Source organism: Georgenia wutianyii (genome assembly GCF_006349365.1).
GTDB lineage: Bacteria > Actinomycetota > Actinomycetes > Actinomycetales > Actinomycetaceae > Oceanitalea > Oceanitalea wutianyii.
This window is the reverse complement of record NZ_CP040899.1, coordinates 1345925-1368803: the sequence shown is the minus strand read 5'-3', so window position 1 is coordinate 1368803 and position 22879 is coordinate 1345925. Positions and strand designations below refer to the sequence as shown.

The 22879-nt window shown below is 74.8% G+C and carries 23 protein-coding genes and 1 other RNA gene; 8 read left to right on the top strand and 16 right to left on the bottom strand.

Annotation, left to right across the window (positions count from 1 at the left end):
* Positions 1–5: 5 nt before the first annotated feature.
* The 5 genes from FE251_RS06115 to FE251_RS06095 form a co-directional block, all read right to left on the bottom strand.
* Complete coding sequence (locus FE251_RS06115) at positions 6–1112, bottom strand: DUF4185 domain-containing protein (RefSeq protein WP_456237483.1); 1107 nt, start codon at positions 1110–1112, stop codon at positions 6–8.
* A gap of 83 nt (positions 1113–1195) precedes the next feature.
* Positions 1196–1930 (bottom strand): FadR/GntR family transcriptional regulator, encoded by a 735-nt coding sequence (locus tag FE251_RS06110; RefSeq protein ID WP_139948255.1) that lies wholly within the window; start codon positions 1928–1930, stop codon positions 1196–1198.
* A 324-nt stretch (positions 1931–2254) separates the two neighbouring features.
* Positions 2255–4765, bottom strand: a complete 2511-nt coding sequence (locus FE251_RS15935; protein ID WP_139948254.1) for a helix-turn-helix transcriptional regulator — start codon at positions 4763–4765, stop codon at positions 2255–2257.
* A gap of 38 nt (positions 4766–4803) precedes the next feature.
* Positions 4804–5817 (bottom strand): sigma-70 family RNA polymerase sigma factor, encoded by a 1014-nt coding sequence (locus FE251_RS06100; RefSeq protein ID WP_139073044.1) that lies wholly within the window; start codon positions 5815–5817, stop codon positions 4804–4806.
* Positions 5818–5891: 74 nt separating this feature from the next.
* Positions 5892–6362 (bottom strand): VOC family protein, encoded by a 471-nt coding sequence (locus tag FE251_RS06095; RefSeq protein WP_139073043.1) that lies wholly within the window; start codon positions 6360–6362, stop codon positions 5892–5894.
* Positions 6363–6497: 135 nt separating this feature from the next.
* Between FE251_RS06095 and FE251_RS06090 the strand changes: the two genes are divergently transcribed.
* The gene (locus FE251_RS06090) at positions 6498–6914 is read left to right on the top strand and encodes a VOC family protein (protein WP_139073042.1); all 417 of its coding nucleotides are present in this window, start codon (positions 6498–6500) and stop codon (positions 6912–6914) included.
* 10 nt (positions 6915–6924) lie between these two features.
* Here the strand turns inward: FE251_RS06090 and FE251_RS06085 are convergent, their stop codons facing one another.
* Entirely contained in the window at positions 6925–8127 is a 1203-nt protein-coding gene (locus tag FE251_RS06085; protein WP_139948253.1) for an amidohydrolase, read from the bottom strand.
* Between the two features lie 148 nt (positions 8128–8275).
* On the opposite strand from FE251_RS06085, the gene arfA reads away from it, so the two are divergent.
* Positions 8276–9784, top strand: a complete 1509-nt coding sequence (gene arfA / locus FE251_RS06080; protein ID WP_139948252.1) for an arabinosylfuranosidase ArfA — start codon at positions 8276–8278, stop codon at positions 9782–9784.
* 13 nt (positions 9785–9797) lie between these two features.
* On the opposite strand, the gene FE251_RS06075 is transcribed toward arfA, so the two are convergent.
* Positions 9798–11429, bottom strand: coding sequence for a thiamine pyrophosphate-binding protein (locus tag FE251_RS06075; protein ID WP_139948251.1), 1632 nt, complete (start codon positions 11427–11429; stop codon positions 9798–9800).
* 5 nt (positions 11430–11434) lie between these two features.
* The gene (locus tag FE251_RS15805) at positions 11435–12205 is read right to left on the bottom strand and encodes a cyclase family protein (RefSeq protein WP_139948250.1); all 771 of its coding nucleotides are present in this window, start codon (positions 12203–12205) and stop codon (positions 11435–11437) included.
* Positions 12206–12297: 92 nt separating this feature from the next.
* On the opposite strand from FE251_RS15805, the gene FE251_RS06065 reads away from it, so the two are divergent.
* Together FE251_RS06065 and panB are read left to right on the top strand one after the other, a co-directional pair.
* A complete protein-coding gene (locus FE251_RS06065) occupies positions 12298–12690 on the top strand; it encodes a DUF2237 family protein (protein WP_139073037.1) in 393 nt (130 codons plus the stop codon).
* 177 nt (positions 12691–12867) lie between these two features.
* Positions 12868–13716 (top strand): 3-methyl-2-oxobutanoate hydroxymethyltransferase, encoded by an 849-nt coding sequence (gene panB / locus FE251_RS06060; protein WP_139073036.1) that lies wholly within the window; start codon positions 12868–12870, stop codon positions 13714–13716.
* 33 nt (positions 13717–13749) lie between these two features.
* Here panB and FE251_RS06055 read toward each other — a convergent pair whose 3' ends face one another.
* Positions 13750–13938, bottom strand: coding sequence for a hypothetical protein (locus tag FE251_RS06055; RefSeq protein WP_139948249.1), 189 nt, complete (start codon positions 13936–13938; stop codon positions 13750–13752).
* A 34-nt stretch (positions 13939–13972) separates the two neighbouring features.
* Here FE251_RS06055 and map point away from each other — a divergent pair, with 34 nt between their 5' ends.
* Positions 13973–14845, top strand: a complete 873-nt coding sequence (gene map / locus FE251_RS06050) for a type I methionyl aminopeptidase (protein WP_139948248.1) — start codon at positions 13973–13975, stop codon at positions 14843–14845.
* 18 nt (positions 14846–14863) lie between these two features.
* Here map and FE251_RS06045 read toward each other — a convergent pair whose 3' ends face one another.
* Positions 14864–15718 carry an AraC family transcriptional regulator gene (locus tag FE251_RS06045; RefSeq protein ID WP_139948247.1) on the bottom strand — a complete coding sequence of 285 codons (855 nt, stop codon included), beginning with the start codon at positions 15716–15718 and terminating at the stop codon, positions 14864–14866.
* A gap of 27 nt (positions 15719–15745) precedes the next feature.
* Between FE251_RS06045 and FE251_RS06040 the strand changes: the two genes are divergently transcribed.
* The 3 genes from FE251_RS06040 to FE251_RS06030 all read left to right on the top strand — a co-directional run bounded on the left by FE251_RS06040 (position 15746) and on the right by FE251_RS06030 (position 17856).
* Positions 15746–16240: a VOC family protein gene (locus FE251_RS06040; protein WP_139948246.1), complete on the top strand. Its 495-nt coding sequence runs from the start codon at positions 15746–15748 to the stop codon at positions 16238–16240.
* A gap of 66 nt (positions 16241–16306) precedes the next feature.
* A complete protein-coding gene (gene ppgK, locus FE251_RS06035) occupies positions 16307–17074 on the top strand; it encodes a polyphosphate--glucose phosphotransferase (protein ID WP_139948245.1) in 768 nt (255 codons plus the stop codon).
* Positions 17075–17094: 20 nt separating this feature from the next.
* Positions 17095–17856 (top strand): MBL fold metallo-hydrolase, encoded by a 762-nt coding sequence (locus FE251_RS06030; RefSeq protein ID WP_139948244.1) that lies wholly within the window; start codon positions 17095–17097, stop codon positions 17854–17856.
* Here the strand turns inward: FE251_RS06030 and FE251_RS06025 are convergent.
* The 6 genes from FE251_RS06025 to rnpB all read right to left on the bottom strand — a co-directional run bounded on the left by FE251_RS06025 (position 17834) and on the right by rnpB (position 22875).
* The gene (locus tag FE251_RS06025; RefSeq protein ID WP_139073030.1) at positions 17834–18202 is read right to left on the bottom strand and encodes an RNA-binding S4 domain-containing protein; all 369 of its coding nucleotides are present in this window, start codon (positions 18200–18202) and stop codon (positions 17834–17836) included. The genes FE251_RS06030 and FE251_RS06025 overlap by 23 nt on opposite strands.
* Before the next feature lie 23 nt (positions 18203–18225).
* Positions 18226–19389 (bottom strand): ABC transporter permease, encoded by a 1164-nt coding sequence (locus FE251_RS06020; RefSeq protein WP_139948243.1) that lies wholly within the window; start codon positions 19387–19389, stop codon positions 18226–18228.
* Complete coding sequence (locus FE251_RS06015; protein ID WP_230976563.1) at positions 19386–20552, bottom strand: ABC transporter permease; 1167 nt, start codon at positions 20550–20552, stop codon at positions 19386–19388. The genes FE251_RS06020 and FE251_RS06015 overlap by 4 nt, the downstream gene beginning before the upstream one ends.
* Before the next feature lies 1 nt (position 20553).
* The gene (locus FE251_RS06010; RefSeq protein ID WP_218013693.1) at positions 20554–21534 is read right to left on the bottom strand and encodes an ABC transporter ATP-binding protein; all 981 of its coding nucleotides are present in this window, start codon (positions 21532–21534) and stop codon (positions 20554–20556) included.
* 153 nt (positions 21535–21687) lie between these two features.
* Positions 21688–22359 carry a hypothetical protein gene (locus FE251_RS06005; RefSeq protein WP_139948242.1) on the bottom strand — a complete coding sequence of 224 codons (672 nt, stop codon included), beginning with the start codon at positions 22357–22359 and terminating at the stop codon, positions 21688–21690.
* Positions 22360–22494: 135 nt separating this feature from the next.
* An RNA gene (rnpB, locus tag FE251_RS06000) (RNase P RNA component class A) lies at positions 22495–22875 on the bottom strand.
* Positions 22876–22879: the final 4 nt, after the last annotated feature.

Genomic DNA, 22879 nt, shown 5'->3' with positions numbered 1-22879 from the left:
TGATGTCAGGGGCGGGTCAGGTCGAGCTCGACCTCGATGAACCGAGGCCGGTAGATCGTGACGTCGTCGTAGACGTCGTCGGTGTCGATCGAGTTGACGTTGTAGGAGACGAGCAGGGTGTCGCCGTCCCTGAGCTCGGGGTGCTCGTGGGCGTTGTAGGCGATGACGTCCGGGTCCCCGTAGCTGCCCCAGGCGCCGACCTCCGGCATCCGGTAGATCGTCGTGCCGCCCTCGAACGGGCCGGTCGGTGAGCAGGAGGTGTAGGCGCGGATCTCCGAGCCGAAGGGGACCGAGGTGTCCTGAGTGACGAGCAGGTAGCCGTCGCGGTAGGGGCTGACGCTGTACTCGTTGGCGACGCCCGGCATGACGCGCGCGGAGTCGGTCTCCGTGCGCGACCAGCCCTGCCCGTCCCAGTACCGCCACCGCCGGAGGTCGGTGAGGTCCCCGCCGACCACCATGGCGACGTGCATGTACTTCACGGCGCCGAGGTCCTCGACGCCGTGGACGATGACGTGGCCGCCGGCGCGCTGGTACCACGAGGCCCACTGGACCCCGGCGGCCGAGGGGAGCGGGTCGAGCCCGGTCACCTGCCACGTGTCGGTGTCGAGGGTGACGAGGGCGTTGCTCTCCCAGCCCCAGTCCCAGTACCCGTCCCCGAAGCGGGCGAACCTCAGCACCCCCACCGTGAGGTCCCCGCGACGGGTGAGCACGCCGGCACCGAACCAGTGCCAGTCGCCGTCCGCCGTCGGGCCGACGATGCTCTCGGGTGCGCCCGCGGTGCCGCCGGTGACGGTCCTGAGGTGATCGCCCTCCTGGAGCACGATCGAGTTGTTGAGGAACGGTGTGGTGCGCGGCCGGGTGCCGTCCGCCTCGACCGGGCCGAGGAAGGTGTCGGAGAAGATCCAGGCGAGGGAGCCGTCGCGCAGCCGCACGGAGTACGTGCTGTCGGCACCCGTCCAGCCGGTGCCCGAGTCGCCGTAGCCGGTGAACAGGTCGGTGAGGTCCTCGGCGGGCCGGGCGGTCGCGGTGAGCTCGGCCCCCGCGAGCGAGCAGGTGGCCGGGCCGGGCCGGTGGGCCACGGCCGGGACGGTTGCGGCGGCGGTGCCGCCCATGAGGAGCAGTCCCGCCACGGTGAGGGGGACGAGGGCACGTCTTACGTCGGACAAGCTGATCACCTCGTTGTGAGCTCGACGGACTAGCCGGCAGGTGGCGTCGGCGCGCTGATCGCGCCGGCGACGTCGGTGAGGTGCCGGCGCATGACCTGGGTCACCTCCTTCGTCCGGCCGGCGACGATGAGACGGACGATCTCCGCGTGCTCCGCGTAGTCGGTCTGCGGGTCCCCGTGGAGCGCGAGGATCCGTCGCTGGTCCTCGGCGTGGATGAGCAGGAGGGAGTCGAGCACCTCCGCGACGATGCGGTTGCCGGCGGCCGCGGCGATGGCGCGGTGGAGGTCGATGTTGGTCCGCCACAGGTCCTCGTCCCCGCTCTCGAGGCGCTCGCGGGCCTGCGCGAGCACCGCCTCGAGACGCGCGATCCCCTCCGGGTCGCGCACCTGCGCCGCGCGCTCGGCGATGGCGGGCTCGATGAGCGCTCGCGCGGCGACGAGCTCGACGAGCCGCTCGCGGTCCGCGGGCGGGAGCACGCCGTTCGGCACGACGCTGCGGTTGAGGTGAGGGCCGACGTAGATGCCCGACCCGTGGCGGAAGGAGAGCATGCCCAGGCCCTCGAGCCGGCGCAGAGCCTCGCGCATCGTCGGGACGGCCACGCCGAAGTGGGCCGCGAGCTCACGCTGGGAGTCGAGGCGCATCCCCGGCTCGAGGCCGCGCTCCTCGACCATCCGCACGACGGCGGCGGCCAGGTCGGAGGTGAGGTTGGAACGGGCCACCGGACCCTGCGACATCGCCGTCTGCATGGCAAGTGATCTAATCACCTGCTCACCTCACGGGCAAGAGATGTGCGGAGGGCACCGCGCGGATATCCGCAGGTCCGCGCGGCGCCCTCCACCACGACGCACTCCGGAGGAGGGAGGGAGTCCCGTGCCGAGCACGGGCGGCCGTCGTGCAGTCGCTCCCCGCGGACGAAGGGCGGAGGTGCCGGGACCAGGCTGCTACCCCGCCCCGATCCTGTCCGCGGGGCTGGTACGAGCATGGCACCGCGTGTGCCGCGAGGTCACCACCTATCTCGGACCTCGCGCCGGCTGGGTGCCCGGGACGTGGGGCGCGGTCACGGTACCCGGTGCGGCCCGCGCGGGTCCCTAGGTGGTGGACGGTGGGTGTCCGTCGGTGGCGAGCCACCGCGCGAGCTCGGTGCGGCCGGTGAACCCGAGCTTGTGGAGCGCGTTGGAGACGTGGTTCTCCACGGTGCGCACGCTGAGGCTCAGTGCGGTCGCGATCTGGCGGTTGGTGCTCCCGGCGCCGGCGAGCGCGGCGATCTCCCGCTCCCGCGGCGACAGCGCCTCCCCGGGATCGTCCTCCGCGCCCGTCCGCAGCCGCGGGTCCAGCGCCCGGACGGCCTCCTGCGCCGCGTGCTCGGGGTCGAGCGCGGCCACCGCGTTCCGGACGAGCCCGGCGACGTCGAGCGTGGCCCCCGGCAGCGCCGCGACGACGGCGTCCTGGTCGCCTGCCGCGAGCGCCTCGTGCAGCCGCAGGTACGGAGCGAGGCGGGGCGAGGGGCACGCCGACCACGTCTCGCGCAGGCGTGCCAGTCGCTCGGCCGGCAACGGCGGCGGGCAGAAGACCCAGCACACGAGCGCCGCCTGGACGGCGCCCTGGGCGAGGTAGTCCTCTCCCGCCCGCCACAGCTGCTCCGCGGTCCCGGGGTCGCCCCGGGAGTCGGCGAGCGCGGCGCGGGCGAGCGGCGCCAGGGAGTGGATGACCGGCTGGAAGCCGCGCGGCGTGGCGTCGAGCGCGTCGAGGAGCATCTCGGCGACGTCCACCGTCCCCTGGTGGACGAGGAGGATCGTGCCGACCGTCAGGCCACGGCGGAAGAACGTCGCGTCGAGCGGCCCGCCCGGGCCCACCCGCAGGAAGAGGCTGAGCACCCGTGCGGCGGCGTCGAGGTCCCCGGCGTCCAGCAGGCACTCGGTGAGGAGGCAGGCGTGCACCCGGATCCCGAGGAGGTCCCGCTCGTGCAGCGCCCGGGTGAGGTGGTCGCGAGCGAGGACGTCGGCCTCCTCGCTCCGGTCGAGCATGATGAGCGCCGTGCCGCGCACCCCCTCGAGCTGGTGGTCGAGCTCGGTCGGCGGTCGGGCCGGGTCCTCCTCGTCGCACACGTCGAGGGCGAGCTCCGGGTGTCCCAGCTCGACGAGGCGGGCGGCGCGCGCGAGGGCCGCCGCCCGGTGCAGCACCGGCGAGGGCCACTCCCCCGTCCCCGCGAGCAGCTCCTCCAGCCCCGCAGTGCGCTCGTGCAGGAGCCGGTGCAGGGCGCGGGAGTGCGGGCCGGGCAGCCGGAGGCGGGCGAGCACCTCCTCCTCCCCCTCCCCCTGCCACGCCGCCCACCGCAGCTCGTGGAGGTGGAAGGTCACGACGTCGTCGACCGGGTCCTCCTCGGAGAGCTCGGTGCCCGCGAGCACCGCCGCCACCTGGGCGTCCGCGCGCCGCCGCAGGAGCATCCCCAGGTAGGCGTTCGCGTGGGCCGGCGTCGGCCTGGTCTGCCAGCGGATCCGCAGGGCTGCCTCGGTGGCGCTGGCCTGCTCGGTGACGACGCCGACGAGGTCGGCCGCCCACTGCCAGTACGACTCGCTCGCGCCCCCGGTGAGTAGGTCGCCGTGCTCCGGGGTGGCCCACCGGGCGCCGGCGCGGTCCGCGAGCACCTCCTCCAGCCGGCGACGGCGTTCCTCCCCCAGCCGGGCGCGCAGCGCAGCCGCGAGCGCCGGCGGGTCGACGTTGACCGTGTCCTCCTCCCCGGAGGGGAGCTGCCGCACCCGGCCGACCTCGGCGAGCCGGTCGAGCAGGCCGGCGCCGAGGAGCTCCTCGGCCACCTCCCGGGTGAGCGGCCCGGCGCAGGCGAGCAGCTCGAGGGCCGCGACCTGCTCGCGGCCGAGCCGCGGGAGCAGGGCGTGGGCCACCGGGTCGAGCGGGACGTCGTCCAGGGACCCGGTCGCCCGCCACCGCCCGCCGACGAGCCCGACGGCGTCGGCGACGCGCGCCGCGTCCACCAGCGCCCGCACCACTCGCGGGTTCCCACCCGAGCGCGCGGTGACCGAGGAGGTGAGCGCGACGTCCGGCGGGCCACGCAGCTCCTCGGCGAGCAGGCGCGACACCGCCCGGAAGCCGAGGGGCAGGAGGTGGACCTCCGCCGGGGCCCGCTCGGCGACGAGGTCGGCGACGGGCCCGGGGGCGAGGCGGGTGAGGTCTGTCCGCGTCGTCGCCAGGAGCATGGCCCCGCTCGACCGGGACGCCTGGAGCACCACCTCCGCGCTCGCCTGGTCGAAGAGGTCGACGTCGTCGAGCAGCAGGAGCGAGCGACGTGCCTGGAGCTCCTCGGTCAGCCACCCGGCGAGCGCCGTCGCCGATCCGAGCCGCTCGGCGACGACCGAGGGGTGCGCGCGCAGCGCCGCGTACGGTGAGTCGCCGGACGCGGCGAGAAGTACGGCGGTCATCCCCCGCCGCGAGGCCTCACGCTGCGCCGCACCGAGCACGCGTGTGCGGCCCGAGCCGTCGGCTCCCCGCACGACGACGTCGCGGCCCAGGGCGAGCCACCGGAAGGCGGCACCGACGGCGTCCTCGTCGGTCGACCGTCCCCCGGCCCCCTCCAGCCCCACCACCCGCCGAGCGTAGCCAGCGCGTCCGCCCGCGGCGCGGGCTACCGCGGCGGGAGCTCGGGCGGCAGCGCGAAGTAGGTGAAGAGCTCGCGCCCGAAGAAGGCCGTCACCCGGGCCACACCGTGCTCCGCGGGCACGATGTGCTGGAGGTGGAAGGCACGGTGGACGCCGTCCTCCTCGCGCATGTAGAGCGCGAGGACGGGCTCGCCGTTCGCCGACGTCGGCAGCATCCGCATGTCGCCCGCGCGCTGCGCCGGGCACCACGTGCTGATGAGCCGCCCGACGTCCCGTGGCCCGCGGTACCACTCGGGAAAGGGGGGCATCTCCCACACCACGTCTGCCGCGAGGAGGTCGACGATCGCGGCGACGTCGTAGGCCTCGAAGGCCTCGACGTAGGCGCGCAGGAGCGCACGGCGGCGCTCGTCGTCCGGCAGCTGTGGTGGTTCCTCGGGGTCGACCTCGGCCATCCGGGCGCGGGCCCGCTGGAGGGTGGAGTTCACGCCCGCGACCGTGAGGTCGAGCGCCTCGGCCACCTCCCGCGCACGCCAGGCCAGGACGTCGCGCAGGAGCAGGACGGCCCGTTGCTGGGCGGTGAGGTGCTGCAGCGCCGCGACGAACGCCAGACGCACGCTCTCCCGGCTCACCGCGCGTGCGGCGGGGTCGGGCTGCCCCTGGGCCCACAGGAGGTCGTCGGGCATCGGCTCGAGCCACGAGACCCCGACCTCCTGGCGCGGCTCGTTCGCCGGGTCCGCCGGCGGCCCGCCGAGCCCGGTGGGCAGCGGACGGCGCTTGCGCCCCTCGAGGTGGGTGAGGCACGCGTTCGTCGCGATCCGGAACACCCAGGTGCGCAGCGAGGAGCGGTTCTCGAAGCCGTGGTAGGCCCGCCAGGCGCGCAGGTAGGTCTCCTGGACGAGGTCCTCGGCGTCGTGGACCGAGCCCGTCATCCGGTAGCAGTGCGCGAGGATCTCGCGCCGCATCGGCTCGAGCAGCTCGGCGATGTCACCGGCGGTGGCGGCCGGACGCTGCGCCGTCGCCGTCGGGGGCTGGGTGACCATCCCTCGACGGTAGGGGGCACCCCGGTCGCGTGTCAGCCCCTTTCCCGCAGTCCGACGCGTGTCGACCGCGGCCCTCATGCGGCGGCCCGCTCGATCTCGGCGAGGTCGACGCGCACCATCCGCATCATCGCCTCGGCCACCCGCCCGGCCCGGGCAGGGTCGGGGTCGCCGAGGAGCTCGAGGAGGCGCTCGGGCACGATCTGCCAGGACAGCCCGTACCGGTCGGTGAGCCAGCCGCACATCGACTCCGTGCCGCCCGCCGCGAGCAGCGCCTCCCAGTACCGGTCGACCTCGGCCTGGTCGGCGCAGCCCACCTGGAGGGAGACCGCCTCGGTGAACGGGCGGCCCGGCCCGCCGTTGAGGGCGAGCAGCTCGCGACCGTCCAGCGTGAAGCGGACGGTGAGCGGCTCGCCCACGCGCTCGGGGTCGTTGTCCCCCCAGCGCACGATCTCGCTGATGGCCGAGCGCGGGAAGACGGACACGTAGAGCTCGGCGGCCTCCAGGGCCTGGGTGTCGAACCACAGGCAGGTGGTCACGGTGGGCATGGTGGGCTCCTCTCGAACGACCCTGCTACCGACCGCGCCCGGCCACCGAAGTCATCGCCGCGATGAGTTCCACCCTCCGCCCCGGTCGGCCGGTGGTGAGAGGGCGCGTCCGCCGCCCCGCGGAAGGGACCAGCCATGGACCGGATGATCATCGTCAACCTCCCGGTGCGCGACCTCGGGGCCACCCGGCGCTTCTACACGGGCGTCGGCTTCACCGTCGACGAGCGCTACTCCGACGACCAGTGCCTGTGCGTCGTCGTCTCCCCCTCCATCTACGTCATGGCGATGGACCGCCGGCGCTTCGCCGAGTTCGTCACCACCCCCGTCGTCGACGCCCACCGCGCCACCCAGGTGCTCAACTGCCTGTCGATGGGCTCACGGCAGGAGACGGAGGCGTTCGTCGCCGCCGCGCTCGCGCACGGCGGCTTCGAGCACGCCTACCCCGTCGCCCTCGACGGCCCGGTCGGGCCGCAGGGCGAGGACATGTACGGCGCCGCCGTCACCGACCCCGACGGCCACGTGTGGGAGGTGCTCTACATGGCGCCGGCCTAGGCCCGCGGTGTCAGGCCCGCAGCGCCGCCTTGCGGGCGCGCAGCGCCGCGACCTCGGACTCGTCCGCGGCGACGGTGGCGACGGTGAGGGCCATCGCGGTGCCGGCGTCGAGCATCGTCTCGTAGGCGGGGGGCTCGTCGGCCGCGCGGGCGAAGTCGGCGGTGTGGATCGGCGCCTCGACGTGCGGCAGGCTCACCCACGGGTGGATCGCCGGGACGACGCGCGAGACGTTGCCCATGTCGGTGGACCCGCCGCGCGGGCCACCGCCCGGCGCGGCGTCGTAGCCGAGCGTCTCCAGCGCCCCGGCCCAGTGGCGGCACAGGACGTCGTCGTGCTCGAGCGGCTCGTAGACCGGCTCGGTCGGCTCGATGCGCAGGCTCGCGCCGGTGGCCAGCGCGCCCGCCTCGAAGCACCGGCGCACCCGGGTGAGGAGGTCGGTGAACTCGGTCATGGTGAAGGCGCGGCACTCGAAGTCGACGATCGCCGTCTCGGGGATGATGTTCGTCGCGTCCCCGCCGTGGGCGACGACGGCCGCCACCCGGTGGTCCCCGGGGATCTGCTGGCGCAGCAGTCCGACGGCGACCTGGGCGACGACGGCGGCGTCGGCGGCGTTGATGCCGCGGTGCGGGGCGGCGGCGGCGTGCGCGCCGCGGCCGGTGAAGGTCGCCCGGTAGCGGCCCACCGCCTGTGAGGTCGTGCCCTGCGGGTTGTGGCCGTGGTCGGCGGGCAGCGCGTGGACCATGAGCGCGAGGTCGACGTCGTCGAAGACGCCCCGCTCGAGGAGGAGCACCTTGCCCCCGCCGTGCTCCTCGGCCGGCGTACCGACGACGACGACGCGCAGCCCGAGCTCGGCGGCGACCGGCTGGAGGGCGAGTGCGGCGGTGACCGCGGCGCCCGCGATGAGGTTGTGCCCACACGCGTGCCCGACCGTCGGCAGCGCGTCGTACTCCGCGCAGATCGCCACGGTGAGCGGCCCGTCGCCCACCGTCGCGGTGAAGGCGGTGGGCAGGTCGGCGACGCCGAGCTCGACCGCGAAGCCCTCCCGGGCCAGCAGGTCGGTGATCGCGGCGGCGGCGCGGTGCTCGGTGAACGCGAGCTCCGGCAGGGCGTGGATCTCGCGGGCGAGGTCGACGACGGCGGGCCCGTGCGCGGCGACCGCCCGCGCGATCGCCCCGGCGACACCCGTCTCCTGCGTGAGCTGTGCGCGGTCCATCGATGCTCCTCCCGTCGGCTGGGTGCATCGTCCCACGGCGCGCCGCCCACCCCTGCACCCGCCGGTCCCGCGGGGTCGCTACAGTCGGTCGACCGGCCCGGCCCCGACCGGGTGGGACGACGCCGCCCCCGGCCCCCGAAGGACTGCCATGCCCCGCGCACACCTCACCGTCGCCGCCGAGCCCGTGGCCGACGTCGACCCGCGGCTGTTCGGCTCGTTCGTCGAGCACCTCGGCCGCGCGGTCTACGACGGGCTCTACGAGCCCGGGCACCCCGCGGCCGACGAGGACGGGTTCCGCACCGACGTCCTCGCCCTCGTGCGCGAGCTCGGCGCGACCACCGTGCGCTACCCGGGTGGCAACTTCGTCTCCGGCTACCGGTGGGAGGACGGCGTGGGGCCGCGGGAGCAGCGCCCCCGGCGCCTGGACCTCGCGTGGCACTCCCTGGAGACCAACGAGGTGGGGCTCGACGAGTTCGCGCGCTGGGCGCGCCGCGCCGGGCTCGAGCTCGTGCTCGCCGTCAACCTCGGCACCCGGGGCGTGCAGGAGGCGCTGGACCTCCTGGAGTACTGCAACGTCCCCTCGGGCACGACGCTGTCCGACGCGCGAGTGGCGGCCGGGACGCCCGACCCGCACGCGGTGCGGATGTGGTGCCTGGGCAACGAGATGGACGGCCCGTGGCAGCTCGGCCACAGCACGGCCGAGGAGTACGGCCGGCTGGCCGCCCGCACCGCCCGGGCGATGCGGCAGCTCGACCCCTCGGTCGAGCTCGTCGTGTGCGGCAGCTCGAGCGCGCAGATGCCGACCTTCGGCACGTGGGAGCGCACCGTCCTCGAGCACACCTACGACGTCGTCGACCACATCTCCTGCCACGCCTACTACAAGCTCACCGACGGAGACGTCGCGAGCTTCCTCGCCTCGGGCGTGGACATGGACCGCTTCATCGAGTCGGTCGCCGCGACGGCGGACGACGTCAAGGCCGCCACGGGCGACGACCGGACGATGACGATCGCATTCGACGAGTGGAACGTCTGGGACGCCGAGCACTACGAGGCGCAGGAGAAGCGCACCGCGGTCGACGACTGGCCGGTGGCCCCGCGCCTGCTGGAGCACAGCTACACGGTGGCCGACGCGCTCGTCGTCGGCGGGCTCCTCATCTCCCTGCTCCGGCACGCCGGGCGGGTGCGCTCGGCGAACCTCGCCCAGCTCGTCAACGTCATCGCCCCGATCATGACCGAGCCCGGTGGGCCGGCGTGGCGCCAGACGATCTTCCACCCGTTCGCGGCCGCCTCGCGGCTGGCGCGCGGCGAGGTCCTGCGCACCTCGCTGCGCGCCGACCGGCTGACCACCGCCCGCTACGGCGAGGTCGACGTCCTGGACGCCGTCGTCACGCGCGACGAGGCGGCGGGGCACACGACCGTCCTCGTCCTCAACCGGGCGACCGACGCCCCCACCGTGCTCACCGTCGACCTCGCGGCGCTCGGCGCCGTAGGGACGGTCGAGGCGACGACGCTCACCGACGCCGACCTCACCGCCCGCAACACCCTCACCGAGCCGGACCGGGTGGTCCCCGTCCCCCTCCGGGAGGTCCGGCGCGAGGGCGCCACGCTCACCCTCGAGCTGCCGCCCGCCTCGTGGACGGCGGTGACGCTGCGCTGAGCCGGGCGGACGGTCAGTGGCCGAACGCCTCGGCCAGCCACCACGCCGGCTCGTCGGCGACGACCTTCGCGTCGATGAGCAGCGGCCGGTCACGCGGGCCGTCGAGCCAGTCGCGCACCGGGGCGAGGTCGCCCGGCGAGCGCACCGTGAGCGCGGTGAAGCCGTACCCGGCACCGATCGCGGCGATGTCGGTCGGCGGGAAGGTGACGGTCGCGTGGTCCTCGCCGGCGAAGTGGTGGACCTCGGCCCCGTAGGCGTCGTCGTTGTAGACGACGACGACCATCGGCAGCCCGAGCCGGCGCACCGTGTCGAGCTCGGCCGCGCCCATGAGCGCCCCGCCGTCGCCGAGCGCGACGACGGGCAGCCGGTCGGGCCGGGCGAGCGCGGCGCCGATCCCGGTCGCCAGGCCGAGACCGATGGACTGGAACGCCTGGGTGAAGCAGAAGCCCTGCTCGTCCGGGACGTCGAGGAACATGCTCGGGTAGCCCATGAAGTTGCCGGAGTCGACGGCGAGCACGCGCTCGGCGGGCAGGAGGTCGTCCAGCGCGAGGGTGAGGGTGCGCGGGTCGATCCGCTCGCCGTCGGACAGGTCGGTGTAGGGCACGTCCCGCCAGCGCAGGCCGGCGGCCAGCCGCTCGCGCAGCCCGGGGCCGCGGTAGCCCGGCGTCGGCGTGCCCTCGAGGCGGCGCGCGAGGGCGCGCGCGGTGGCCGCGACGTCGCCGACGACGCCGAGGTCGATCGTCCGGTGCCTCCCGAGTGCCTCGGGGGTGTCGTCGACCTGGGCGACGACGGCGCCCGGGCCCAGGAGGCGCCCGTGGCGCATCGTCCACATGTTCAGCGCGCACCCCCAGCCCACGACGAGGTCGGCCTCGCCGATGAGCTCCGCGGCGAGCGGGGAGGAGAAGCCGCCGGAGACGTCGAGGGACCACGGGTTCCTGGCGAACAGGCCCTTGGCGACGGCGGAGGTGGCGAGCAGTGCCCCGCACGCGTCGGCGAGCGCCACGAGGGCGTCGCGGGCGGCGGCGGACCGGGCGCCGCGGCCGGCGACGAACACCGGGCGCCGGGCGACCTGCAGCGCCCGGGCCAGGCGCTCGAGGTCGGCGTCGGAGGCGGGCCGGGCGGGCGGCGGCGGCGCGGGCAGGGGCGGCGCCGCGTCGGGCACCTCGAGGTCCTGGACGTCCAGCGGGAGGTTGAGCACGACCGTGCGCCGCTCGTCGCGGGCGGTGGCGAGCGCCGCCGCGGTGACCTGCGCGGCCGACGCCGGGTCGGTGACGCGCACGGGGACCGCGCCGACCGCCCGGGCGACGGCGTCCTGGTCGACGTGGAAGTTCGACGTCGGACTCACCGCCTCCGGCGCGAGCACGACGAGCGGGGTGCGGGACTTGGCCGCCTCGGCGATGCCGGTGAGCGCGTTCGTCAGGCCGCAGCCCTGGTGCACGCTCAGTGCCGCCGGGGCGCCGGCCGTGCGCGCGAAGGCGTCGGCCATGGTCGCCGCGCCGCCCTCGTGGCGGGCGGCGACGAACCGGGCTCCCGCCGCGACCATCGCGTTCGTCGCGTGGAAGTTCCCCGAGCCGACCACGCCGAAGACGTGGTCGACCCCGCCGGCGACGAGCGTCCGGCCGACGACCTCCCCGACCCGTGCCACGGCGCTCAGCGCTCGACGAGCGCGAGGACGCGCGTGGGCGAGCCGGAGCCGCCCTCGATCCGCAGCGGCGAGGCGAGGACGAGGGCGCCGGTCGCGGGGAGCCGGTCGAGGTTGCGCAGCTGGGACAGCCCGTACTTGCCGTTGCCGAGGAGGTAGTGGTGGCACGGGAAGAGGGGGTCGAACCCGGCGGCGGCGCCGGCGTCGGTGCCCACGGTCTCCACGCCGATGCCCTGCAGCGGGCTCTCCTCGGCCACCCAGCGGGCGGCCTCGACGGACAGGCCGGGGCTGTGCGGGCCGTCCTCGCCGCGGTTGATCATGTCCTGCTGGCTCGTGCGCGCCGACCAGCCGGTGCGGCACAGCAGCCAGCCGCCCTCGGGCAGCGGGCCGTGCTCGGCGACGAACGCGTCGATGTGCTCGCGCTCGATGAGGAAGTCCGGGTCCTCGGCCACGTGCGCGGCGACGTCGAGCACGACCGCCGGGGCGACGAGCGCGCCGACGGGCACCGAGGCGATGTCGGCGAGGTCGCGGCCGCTGGCCCAGTGGTTCGGGGCGTCGAAGTGGGTGCCGGTGTGCTCGCCGGTGCGGAAGTTGTTCCAGTACCAGGCCGGGCCGCGGTCGTCGTAGCGGGAGATCTCCTCGAGCCGGAAGCGGGCCGTCTGCCCGAAGTGCTCGGGCAGCTCGAGGACCGGGGTCGCGTCCGACAGCGGCGCGGTGAGGTCGATGATCTCGACGCCGCCGGTGCGCAGCGCGGTGAGGAGGTCGGCGAGCACGGTCATGGAGGTCTCCTTCGACGGCGGTTCCTGGCCCAGATCCTGGCACAGCCGCGGTGCGCCGGGGCCCGGACGTCCACCTGTGCCAGGATCGGGCCATGAGCGAGCGCAACGTGCTCGGGGGGCCGCTCGAGGAGTGCGGGACCGACCCCGTCACCGGCTACTACCGCACCGGCAGCTGCGTGCCCAGCGCCGGGCACCCCGGCGGGCACTCCGTGTGCGTCGTCGTCACCGCCGACTTCCTCGCCCACCAGCGGGAGATCGGCAACGACCTGTCCAGCCCGCGCCCGGAGCTCGGCTTCCCCGGGCTGGAGCCGGGGATGCGCTGGTGCGTGCTCGCGCCGCGGTGGCTGCAGTCCTACCACGCGGGCCGCGCCGCGCCCGTCGTGCTCGCCGCGACCCACGAGCGGGCGCTCGAGGTCGTCGACCGCCTCGCCCTGCTCGAGCACGCCGTCGACGTCCCCGACGACCCCTCGTCCCTCCTCACCTGACCCACCCCCCACCTCTGGGACACCCCTACGCGGGGCGCCAGGGGTGCTGAACGGGGTGTCCCCGGGCGCCAAGGGGTGTCCCAGACACCACACCCCCTGGGACACCCTTCTGCGGAGCGGCGGGGGTGGCGGGCCGCGTAGGGTCGTCGTACCGGACGACCCGACCTGGAGAACGACATGAGTGAGCAGACCCCCGCCACCCCCGCAGCCTCCGGCGTGCCCGTGCCGAAGCGGGTGCGGGTGCACCACCTCGGCCAGATGAAGGAGCGCGGCGAGCCCATCACGATGCTCACCGCCTACGACGCGGTGACGGCGCGGATCTTCGACGAGGCGGGGATCGACGTGCTCCTCGTCGGGGACTCCATCGGCAACACGATGCTCGGTCTGCACGGCACGATCCCGGTCACCGTCGACGAGATGGTCCCGGCCGTGCGCGCGGTCGCGGGCGCCGCACGCCGCGCCATGGTCGTCGCGGACCTCCCCTTCGGCTCCTACGAGGCCTCCCCGCAGCACGCCTTCGCGACGGCGGTGCGCATGCTCAAGGAGGGCGGTGCGCACGCGGTCAAGCTCGAGGGCGGGGAGCGTGTCGCCGCGCACGTCAAGCTGCTCAGCGAGTCCGGCGTGCCCGTCATCGGGCACCTCGGCTTCACCCCGCAGTCCGAGCACGCCCTCGGCGGCACGCGCGTCCAGGGACGCGGGGACGGGGCGGCCGAGCGGCTCGTCGCCGACGCCGTCGCGCTGCAGGAGGCCGGCGCCGTCGCCGTCGTCCTGGAGATGGTGCCCGCCCCCGTCGCCGCCCGCGCCACCGAGGTGCTCCACGTCCCGACGATCGGGATCGGCGCCGGCTCGGCGTGCGACGGTCAGGTCCTCGTGTGGACCGACATGGCCGGGATGACGGCCTGGGCTCCCCGCTTCGCGAAGAAGTTCGGCGACGTCGGCGCGGCGCTCTACACCGCGACCCGCGCCTACGCGCAGGAGGTCCGGGAGGGCACCTTCCCCGGCCCGGACCACACCTTCGCCGAGTAGTCGCCGCGCAGGAGCAGCCCGCCCCCGGGCGGGCTACTCCTCGTCGTTCCAGGCGCGGTCGGCGGCGTCCCAGGCCTTGTTGCGGTCCGCCGCCCTGGCGTACGCCTCGGCGGCCGCCTCGCGCGTCGGGTAGGGGCCCATGCGGTTGAGCGAGCCGGAGACCTTGCCCCGCTCCACCTCCCCGGTGGCGGTGTTGTAGAACCACTCGTCGTGGGGCTCCATCGGTCCTCCTCGATCGGCTACGTAGACTTCTCCCATGCTTGCCGATCGCGCCCCGTTGGGCACCCTGACCCCCGGAACCGTCTCCCCGCGGCGGGCGGTGCCCACGTCGATCGAGTACCCGGAGTACGTCGACAGGCCGGACCCGCGGCCGTTCACCGGCAGCGAGGTCAACGACCCCGAGACCGTCGAGCGGATCCGCCGCACCGCCCGCCTGGCGGCCCAGGCCCTCCAGCACGTCGGCGCCGCCGTCCGCCCCGGCGTCACCACCGAGGAGCTCGACCGCATCGGCCACGAGTTCGCCCTCGCCCACGGCGCCTACCCCTCGACCCTCGGCTACCGCGGCTTCCCCAAGTCGCTGTGCACGTCGGTCAACGAGGTCGTGTGCCACGGCATCCCGGACAGCACCGTGCTCCAGGACGGGGACATCGTCAACGTCGACATCACCCTGTTCAAGGAGGGCGTCCACGGCGACAACAGCGCCACCTTCCTCGTCGGCGACGTCGACGAGGAGTCCCGGCTCCTCGTCGAGCGCACCCGCACGGCGATGGAGCGCGCCATCCGCGCCGTCAGGCCCGGCCGCGAGGTCAACGTCATCGGCCGCGTCATCGAGGCCTACGCCAAGCGGTTCGACTACGGGGTCGTGCGTGAGTTCACCGGGCACGGCGTCGGCCGCGCCTTCCACTCCGGCCTCGTCATCCCGCACTACGACGCCGCACCCGACCACGACGACGTCATGGAGCCGGGCATGGTGTTCACCATCGAGCCCATGCTCACCCTCGGCGAGCCGACGTGGGACCTGTGGGACGACGGCTGGACGGCGGTGACCAGCGACCGCGGCCGCACCGCCCAGTTCGAGCACATGGTGCTCGTCACCGACGACGGCGCGGAGATCCTCACCCTCCCCTGACGCCGTGCGCCGGACGGCTCACCGCTCCCCCGCCCGGTAGCGGGAGGGCGGGACCCCGACGACGGCGGTGAACGCGCGGGTGAGGTGCGCGTGGTCGGCGAAGCCGAGCGACGCCGCGAGCTCGGCGAGGTCCTCACCGCCGCCCGCGTCGAGCGCGGCCACCGCGTCCTGCAGCCGGTGACGGCGCAGCACCCACAGCGGCGAGGCGCCGACGTAGTGGGTGAACAGCCGCTGCAGCGTGCGCCCCGAGACGTGGAGCCGCTGGGCGACCGGTCCGAGCGCCACGTGCTCACGGACGCGCATGAGGCGCACCGCCTCGCGCACGGTCCGGTAGCCGGGGTCCTCCCGCACCTCGCGCAGGCGCGGGGCGAGCAGCCCCTCGAGGTGGACGGCGAGGACGTCGCGGCGGGCGGCGTCGTCCTCCTCGGCGAGGACGGAGCCCGCGAGCCCGGTGACGCCGGGCAGGACCTCCCCGGCCGGGACGACGGCGTCGGTGAGGTCGTGGACGCCGCGGCCGAGGAGCGCCGCGAGCCCGCCGGGACGGAAGGCCACGCCGGCCACCCTGCCCGCGACCGGCAGGTCGACCGAGAACACCCGGGTGACCAGGCCGTGGACGAGCGCCGCCGGCACCGCCAGCCCGTGCAGCACCCCGCCCTCGGCCGCCTCGACCGTGAGGTGGGTGAGCGGGTGGCTGAGCACCTCCTGGCGGAAGGGCGAGCGCTCCTCCCGGCGCCAGGTCACCGACCAGAAGTACGCGCCGACCTCGTCGAGCGGCGCGGGCAGCTCCAGGCGCCGGGTGGTGAACACGCGCGTGCCGGCGGCGGGCCACAGCACCGCACCCTCCGGAGGGTGGCGCGCATCTTCAAGCCCCATGCGCGCCACCCTAGGCACGCTGGAGGGATGAGCACGAACTTTCTCCCCGAGGGCGCCACGTCCCTCAGCCCGCTCCTCGTCGTCTCCCCCGCCGCCGAGGCGATCGAGTTCTACCGCGCCGTCCTCGGTGCCCGCACGACCACCCGCATGGACGGGCCGGACGGCTCGGTGTGGCACTGCGAGCTCGACCTGGGGCACGGCCGGATGACCGTCATGGACCCCTCACCGCAGTTCCACGCCGTCGCCTGCGACCCCGGCACCGACGAGGCCTGCTTCAGCCTCGCCGTCCACGTCCCCGACGTCGACGCGACCCTCGCCGCCGCCCGCGAGCGCGGGGCCCGCGTGCGCGAGGAGGCGCAGGTCTTCGACGTCACCGGGGACCGCTTCGCCTCCGTCCAGGACCCGTTCGGGGTGCGGTGGACGATCATGACGCGCGTCCAGCACCGCACCGACGAGCAGGTGCAGCAGGGCCTGGACGCGTGGCGGGACTCCCTCACGGAGACGGCCGGGCCCGTCACCTGAGCCGGGCCGGCGTCGCGGCGGTAGGCTCGCTGTCGGTCACCGACCCCGAGCCACGGAGCAGCGCCGATGTCCTCAGCCAGCAGCACACCCGTCGCCTTCGGCATCGACATCGGCGGCTCGGGCATCAAGGGAGCGCCCGTCGACCTCGACGCCGGCGAGTTCGCCGGGGAGCGGCTGCGCATCCCCACCCCGGAGAAGTCCACGCCCGCGGCGGTGGCCGCCGTCGTCGAGGAGCTCGTCGGGAGCTTCGACCTCGCCGCCGACGTCCCGATCGGCCTCACCTTCCCCGCACCGATCAAGCACGGGGTCGTGCCGTTCATCGCCAACCTCGACAAGTCGTGGCAGGGCGTGGACGTGCCCGCCATCATGAGCGAGGCGGTCGGCCGCCGCGTCGTGGCGGTCAACGACGCCGACGCCGCCGGCTACGCCGAGGCCGTCTACGGCGCCGCGAAGGGCGTCGAGGGGGTCGTCTTCGTCGCCACGCTCGGCACCGGGATCGGCTCGGTGCTCATCGTCAACGGCACGCTCGTGCCGAACACCGAGCTCGGCCACCTGCAGATCGACGGCCACGACGCCGAGAGCCGCGCCGCCGACTCCGCCCGCGAGCGCGAGGGCCTGTCCTGGTCGAAGTGGGCCAAGCGCCTCCAGCGGTACTTCGAGACGATCGAGATGCTCTTCTCCCCCGACCTCATCGTCGTCGGTGGCGGGGTGAGCAAGAAGTCCGACCAGTTCCTCCCGCTCCTCGAGCTCCAGGCCCCGATCGTGCCGGCCGCGCTGCGCAACCAGGCGGGCATCGTCGGGGCTGCGGCCCTCGCCGCCGCGAACTACCACTGATCGCGCCGTAGCCTGCTCTCATGGAGCAGGTCGCCCGTCACGTCTGGGTCGTCACGTCGCCCACGTGGCTGACGACCTCGACCCTCGTCGTCGACGACGACGGCGCCTGCCTGCTCGTCGACCCGGCGCTCACGCCCGAGGAGATCCTCGCGCTGGAGCAGGAGGTGTCCCGCCGCGGCTGGCACGTCGCCGCAGGGTTCTCCACCCACCCGCACTGGGACCACGTCCTGTGGTCCGCGGCGCTGCCCGACGTGCCCCGCTGGGCGACGTCGGTGGCGACCGACGCCGCCACCGCCGAGGAGCTCACGGCGCAGGCGTCACGCGACCTGCCCGGGTACCGGTGGGACGTCATCGGCGGGACGACGCCGCTGGCCCCGGACACCACCGAGGTGCCGTGGACCGGCCCGCGCGCCGTCGTCGTGCCCACGCCGGGCCACGCCCCCGGTCACGCGAGCCTCCACCTGCCCGAGGAGGGGGTGCTCATCGCCGGGGACATGCTCTCCGACGTCGAGGTGCCCCTGCTCGACGACGCACCGGACGCCTTCGAGGAGTACCGCCACTCCCTGCGCCGGCTCGCCGACCTCGACCCGCGGGTGGTCGTCCCGGGCCACGGGCGGGTCGCCCACCGCTGGGTGGGGCACCGGCGGGTGCACGCCGACGAGCGCTACCTCGCCGACCTCGCCGCGGGGACGCCGCCCCACGACCACCGCCTCGCCGACCCGCGGGTGCGGGCCGACCACGAGTCCCAGATGGCGCTGCTCAGTAGCCGCGCAGGCGGGTGATGTCGCGCCGCTCCCGCTTGGTCGGCCGGCCGGCACCCCGCTCGCGCTGAGGAACGGCCGCCCGCTCGACCTTCGGCGGGGGCGGGGGTGTCTCGTCGATCATCGCCTGCGCGGCGAGCGGCGCGCCGACACGCTTGCGCAGCGCCCGCTGGACGACGACGGTGCGCTCGATCTCCCCGCCGGTCACCACGACCTTGCTCCCCGGGCCGACGAGCGTCGCCGGCTTGGCGCGGTCCCCGTCGACGCGCACGTGCCCGCCGCGGCAGGCCGCCTGGGCCTGGGAGCGCGTCTTGAACAGGCGCACGGCCCACAGCCAGCTGTCCACGCGCACGGAGTCCTCGGCCATGGGCACCGATGCTACGCCGGACGTCACATCGCCCGGGCGGTGCTGCGGCGCAGCGCGAGTGCGCCGAGGAGCACGAGGCCGACGGCCATCGCGGCGAGCACCGCGAGCTGCGGGGCGACGTCGAGCAGGCCGCCGTCGTGGCGCTGGATCTCGGCGAAGGCCTCGTAGCCCCACGCGTGGGGGGTGAGGTTGGCGACGGTGCGCAGGGTGTCGGGGAACATCTCGAGGGGGAACATGCACCCGCCGAGCGCGGCGAGCACGAGGCCGGCGCCGACGGCCACCCCGTTGGCCGCGCCCTCGTTGTCCATGAGCGCCCCGAGGAGCATCGCGGCGCCGGTGGCCACCGCGCCGAAGACGAGGAGGATGAGCAGCGCCAGCGGGAGGCTGCCGAAGTCGACGTCGAAGAGCAGGATGCTCGCGACCATGATGTAGACACCCTGGGCGCTGGCGATGACCCACCGGCCGAGCATCTGCCCGAGGATCGCCTGCGTGCCGGAGACCGGGGCGGCGAGCACCCGGCGCTGCACGCCCAGGCGGCGGGACTCGATGAGCGTCACCGCGCTGCCCAGCGTGGAGAGGAAGACGAAGAGCAGGAGCATCGTCGCTGCGCCGAGGTCGAACTGTCCCAGGCCGCCCAGCTCCTGGGAGACCTCGTCGACGTCGACGACGCCGATCTCGACCGGGGCGACGTCCGACCGGGCCCGGGCCAGCGCCGCCGCGGCCTCCCCCTCCGGCACGCCGCGCGCGGTGAGCACGGCGAGCTCGGTCTGCTCCAGGGACAGGGTCTGCAGCGCCGTGAGCACGACCTGTACCGCCCCGGGGGCACTGGCCTCGGAGGAGACGATGAGCTCGATCTCGGCGGGCCGGCCGGCGACGAAGGACTGCTCGGCGTCGTCCTCGACGAGGAGGCCGACGTCCGCGCGCCCGCGTGCCACCTGCTCGCGCATCGCGTCGGCGTCGGCGGTGCTCACCGTGGCGTCGGCGTCCCGGAGCTCGGTGGTCAGCGCCGAGCGCAGCTCACCGCCGGCGCCGGCGATGACCACCCGTCCCGTGCTGCCCTGCCCGCCGAACTGCAGCCCGATGACGACGACGAGGAGGAGCGGGAAGATGAGGAAGAAGAAGATGTTCGACCGGTCGCGCAGGTAGCGGCGCAGCTCGGTGCCGGCGATGGCCAGGACCGGCATCATGCGGCCACCCCCCGGTCCGGCAGGAGCCGGGAGGCCACCGCGGCGACGAGGGCGAAGCCGAGCATCGCCAGGACCGGGCCGGCGATCTCGGACAGGCCACCACCGCCCGCGCTGATCCCCAGGCCGCGGGTGAAGGCCGAGACCGGGTTGAGGTCGAGGGCCACCGAGAGCGGCCCGGTCGCGGTGACGGGGAAGAACGCGCCGCCGGCGAGGCCGAGGACGACGGCGATGATCGACTGCGCCACCCCCGCCTGCTCGGAGGTGCGTGCCACCCGCACGACGACGAAGGTGAGGGACGTCGCCGCCGCGACGACGCACAGGACGAGGACGAGGACGAGCAGCGGGGAGCCGAACTCGACGTCGAAGAGGAGGACGCCGGCGGTGAGGAGGACGAGGGTGGCGACGACGCCGAGCACGTAGCCGGCGAGCGCCTTGGCGGCCACGATGAGGCCCGGCGGGATCGGCATCGACCGCAGCCGGGCGAAGGTGCCCTGGTCGCGCTCGTTGATGATCGCCAGCACCCCGAAGCCGACGGTGAACAGGAGGAACAGTCCGGCCTGCCCGGCGACGAGCGAGGCCGACGCGCCGAGCTGCTCGGTCGCCGTCGTGCCCTCGACGGTCATCACGCTGGCGGGGGCCTCCCCCACCTCCCGGGCGATCGTCGCGAGATCCTCGGGCGGCACGCCCGCCGCCGCGGCGGCGCGGGTGGCGACCGTGCCGGCGGTCAGCTGCTCACCGACGCCGCGGACGACGGCGACGAGGACGTCGGTCTCCATGCCCGCCCCGTCGCCCTCGATGATCTCGACCCGCGCGCCGCGGCCCTGGTCGACGTCCTCGCCGAACCCCTCGGGCAGGAGGAGCCCGAGCTGCGCCTGCCCGGACTCGGCCATCGGACGGACCTCGTCGGCCGGGACCTCCTCGACGGTGACGTCCAGGCCCTCGATCCGGGTGAGCGTCTCGAGGAGGACCTGGGCGGAGGCGTCGTCGGCGGGGGCGGACGCGGCGACCGTCACCGGCCCCAGCTCGACGTCGCCGGTGTCCCCGAAGACGAGGTTGAGCACGAGCATGAGCGCGACCGGCACGACGATGCCGAAGATGAGGACGGACTTGTCGCGCAGCCGCTGACGCAGGTCGTTGCCCGTCATCGTGAGGAGCTGGCGCATGTCAGTCCCGCAGCCCCTTGCCGGTGAGGTGGAGGAAGACCGACTCGAGGTCCGGGCGGGTGATCTCCACGTCGGCGAGCTCGACCCCGCTGCGGCCCGCCGTCGTCACGACGGTCGCCACCGCCGTCGGGGCGTCGCGCACGTGGAGGAGGATCTGGCGGCCCTCGAGGACGGCCCGCTCGACGGCGCCGATCTCCTGCAGCGCCATCAGCGCCGCCGCGAGGTCCCCGGTCCCGACGAGCCTGATCTCGTCGAGCTCACCGATGATCCGGATGAGCTCGTCGCGGGTGCCCTCGGCCTGGATCGTGCCGGCGTCGATGATGCCGATGCGGTCGCACAGCCGCTCGGCCTCCTCCATGTAGTGCGTGGTGTAGAGGACGGCCATGCCCTCGGTCGACAGCGCCTCGACGGCCTCGAGGATGGCGTTGCGGGACTGGGGGTCCACGCCCACGGTGGGCTCGTCGAGGATGAGCAGGTCGGGGTGGTGGAGCAGGCCGATGCCGATGTTGAGGCGGCGCTTCATGCCGCCGGAGAACTCCTTGGTCTGGCCCTTGGCGCGGTCCGTGAGGCCGATGAGGTCGAGCACCTCGTCGGTGCGGCGCTTGAGCTCGGCACCGCGCATACCGTGGAGGTGGCCGAAGAACATGAGGTTCTCCCGGGCGCTGAGCTCGGGGTAGATGGCCAGGTCCTGGGGCACGAGCCCGAGCCGCCGCTTCGGGGCGATCGCCCGCGGGCCCATCCGCCGGCCGGCGATCCGCACCTCCCCGGCGTCCGCGGCGAGCAGCCCGGCGACGACCGAGATCGTCGTCGTCTTGCCCGCACCGTTGGGCCCGAGCAGCCCGTAGGTCTCCCCGGGGGCGATGTGGAAGGACACGCCGTCGACGGCGGTGAGGTCACCGAACCGGCGGACCAGCCCGGAGACCTCGAGGACGGGGCTCGCCGTGCGGGTCCCGGCGGGGCTGTGGGCGACGTCGCTCGTCACGAGGGCTCCAACGGGGGGTCGGTGGGAGGTGCGCGTTCATCGTTCCACACCCCCGCAACCGCGGGGCGGACCCGGCGCGGGTGGACGGTGGTGGCCGTCCGCGGGCGATCCACGACGCGCGTCAGTCTGCCGTAGGGCCCGGCGTCAGGCGCCTCACGAGGTGAGGTCGCCGGGGCACGGGCCGGCCTGCTGGAGCTGCTCGTGCAGGACCCAGCCGCCGTCGACGTGGACGAGGCGGGGCTGGACGTAGACGGCGTCGGCGGCGGTGAGGTCGCGGGCCACGCTGCCGTCGGGGGCCCGCAGCACCCCGCGCACGAGGACGCACGCGTCGAAGACCACCTGCAGGCCGCCGCCGTCCGCGGTCGGCGGGCCGAGCCACGCGACCTCCATCCCGAGCACCTCGGTGCCACCCTCGACGACGTGCCCGGCCTCGGCGAGGCTCGCGCTCTCGCGCTCGAGGAGGTCGCGCATCGAACCGTCGGTCCCCTCCAGGGCCGCCTCGAGGAGCTGGGCGTCGGCGAAGCCGGTGCGCGCCGCGGCGTCGTAGGCGGCGCGGTGCGCGAGGTAGGCATCCGCGGCGTCGAGCACCATCGCGTCGACCTCCTCCTCCGGCGGCATCCGCGCGGCGTAGGGCAGCTCGGTGGCGGCGTCACCGGGCGCGGACGGGGCCGCAGCAGGTGGCGGCGGGGTGGCGCTGGGCGGGTCCTCGGCGTCCTCGGCGTCGGCACTGGGCGGGTCCGCGACGTCGTCGGCTGCGAGGGTGCAGCCCGCGAGGCACGCGACGAGGACGGCGAGCGCCGCGGGGACGGCGTGCTGGGCTCGCATCGGTTCTCCTTCGGCCCGGGCGAGCGCTGGTGCCCGCCGTGTGGGCCCCACGATGCGGGCCGCCGGGTGACGCCGTCGACCACCCTCGCGCCGTCTGTGGACGGGGCGGGACGGGACGCTGCCTGTGGAGAGGTGCGGATGAGTCGGCCGGTACGCCGGGTTCTGTCCCGCGGGTCCGTTACCGGTCCCGCGGTGGCGGCCATCCATCTACGACGCACGTTGCCGTGCGCCTCCAGCGACCTACCCGCAGGCTCGGGCGAGCAGCCCTCGGGCGCCTGCTGTCTGGTCTTGCTCCGGGCGGGGTTTACCGAGCCGTACCGGTCACCCGGCACGCTGGTGGTCTCTTACACCACCGTTTCACCCTTACCGCCGCGGCCCGGAGGCTGCGACGGCGGTCTGTTTTCTGTGGCACTGTCCCGCGGGTCACCCCGGGTGGGTGTTACCCACCGCCCTGCTCTGTGGAGCCCGGACGTTCCTCGTCGCCCCGGAGGGCGCCGCGACCGCCTGGCCGACTCATCCG

Excerpts from the sequence above, each read along its gene's own strand:
- FE251_RS06115 (WP_456237483.1), bottom strand. The coding sequence starts at position 1,112 with ATGGGCGGCACCGCCGCCGCAACCGTCCCGGCCGTGGCCCACCGGCCC.
- FE251_RS06100 (WP_139073044.1), bottom strand. The coding sequence starts at position 5,817 with ATGGTCACCCAGCCCCCGACGGCGACGGCGCAGCGTCCGGCCGCCACC.
- FE251_RS06095 (WP_139073043.1), bottom strand. The coding sequence starts at position 6,362 with ATGCCCACCGTGACCACCTGCCTGTGGTTCGACACCCAGGCCCTGGAG.
- FE251_RS06090 (WP_139073042.1), top strand. The coding sequence starts at position 6,498 with ATGGACCGGATGATCATCGTCAACCTCCCGGTGCGCGACCTCGGGGCC.
- FE251_RS06085 (WP_139948253.1), bottom strand. The coding sequence starts at position 8,127 with ATGGACCGCGCACAGCTCACGCAGGAGACGGGTGTCGCCGGGGCGATC.
- arfA (WP_139948252.1), top strand. The coding sequence starts at position 8,276 with ATGCCCCGCGCACACCTCACCGTCGCCGCCGAGCCCGTGGCCGACGTC.
- FE251_RS15805 (WP_139948250.1), bottom strand. The coding sequence starts at position 12,205 with ATGACCGTGCTCGCCGACCTCCTCACCGCGCTGCGCACCGGCGGCGTC.
- FE251_RS06065 (WP_139073037.1), top strand. The coding sequence starts at position 12,298 with ATGAGCGAGCGCAACGTGCTCGGGGGGCCGCTCGAGGAGTGCGGGACC.
- panB (WP_139073036.1), top strand. The coding sequence starts at position 12,868 with ATGAGTGAGCAGACCCCCGCCACCCCCGCAGCCTCCGGCGTGCCCGTG.
- FE251_RS06055 (WP_139948249.1), bottom strand. The coding sequence starts at position 13,938 with ATGGAGCCCCACGACGAGTGGTTCTACAACACCGCCACCGGGGAGGTG.
- map (WP_139948248.1), top strand. The coding sequence starts at position 13,973 with ATGCTTGCCGATCGCGCCCCGTTGGGCACCCTGACCCCCGGAACCGTC.
- FE251_RS06045 (WP_139948247.1), bottom strand. The coding sequence starts at position 15,718 with ATGGGGCTTGAAGATGCGCGCCACCCTCCGGAGGGTGCGGTGCTGTGG.
- FE251_RS06040 (WP_139948246.1), top strand. The coding sequence starts at position 15,746 with ATGAGCACGAACTTTCTCCCCGAGGGCGCCACGTCCCTCAGCCCGCTC.
- ppgK (WP_139948245.1), top strand. The coding sequence starts at position 16,307 with ATGTCCTCAGCCAGCAGCACACCCGTCGCCTTCGGCATCGACATCGGC.
- FE251_RS06030 (WP_139948244.1), top strand. The coding sequence starts at position 17,095 with ATGGAGCAGGTCGCCCGTCACGTCTGGGTCGTCACGTCGCCCACGTGG.
- FE251_RS06025 (WP_139073030.1), bottom strand. The coding sequence starts at position 18,202 with ATGGCCGAGGACTCCGTGCGCGTGGACAGCTGGCTGTGGGCCGTGCGC.
- FE251_RS06020 (WP_139948243.1), bottom strand. The coding sequence starts at position 19,389 with ATGATGCCGGTCCTGGCCATCGCCGGCACCGAGCTGCGCCGCTACCTG.
- FE251_RS06015 (WP_230976563.1), bottom strand. The coding sequence starts at position 20,552 with ATGCGCCAGCTCCTCACGATGACGGGCAACGACCTGCGTCAGCGGCTG.
- FE251_RS06005 (WP_139948242.1), bottom strand. The coding sequence starts at position 22,359 with ATGCGAGCCCAGCACGCCGTCCCCGCGGCGCTCGCCGTCCTCGTCGCG.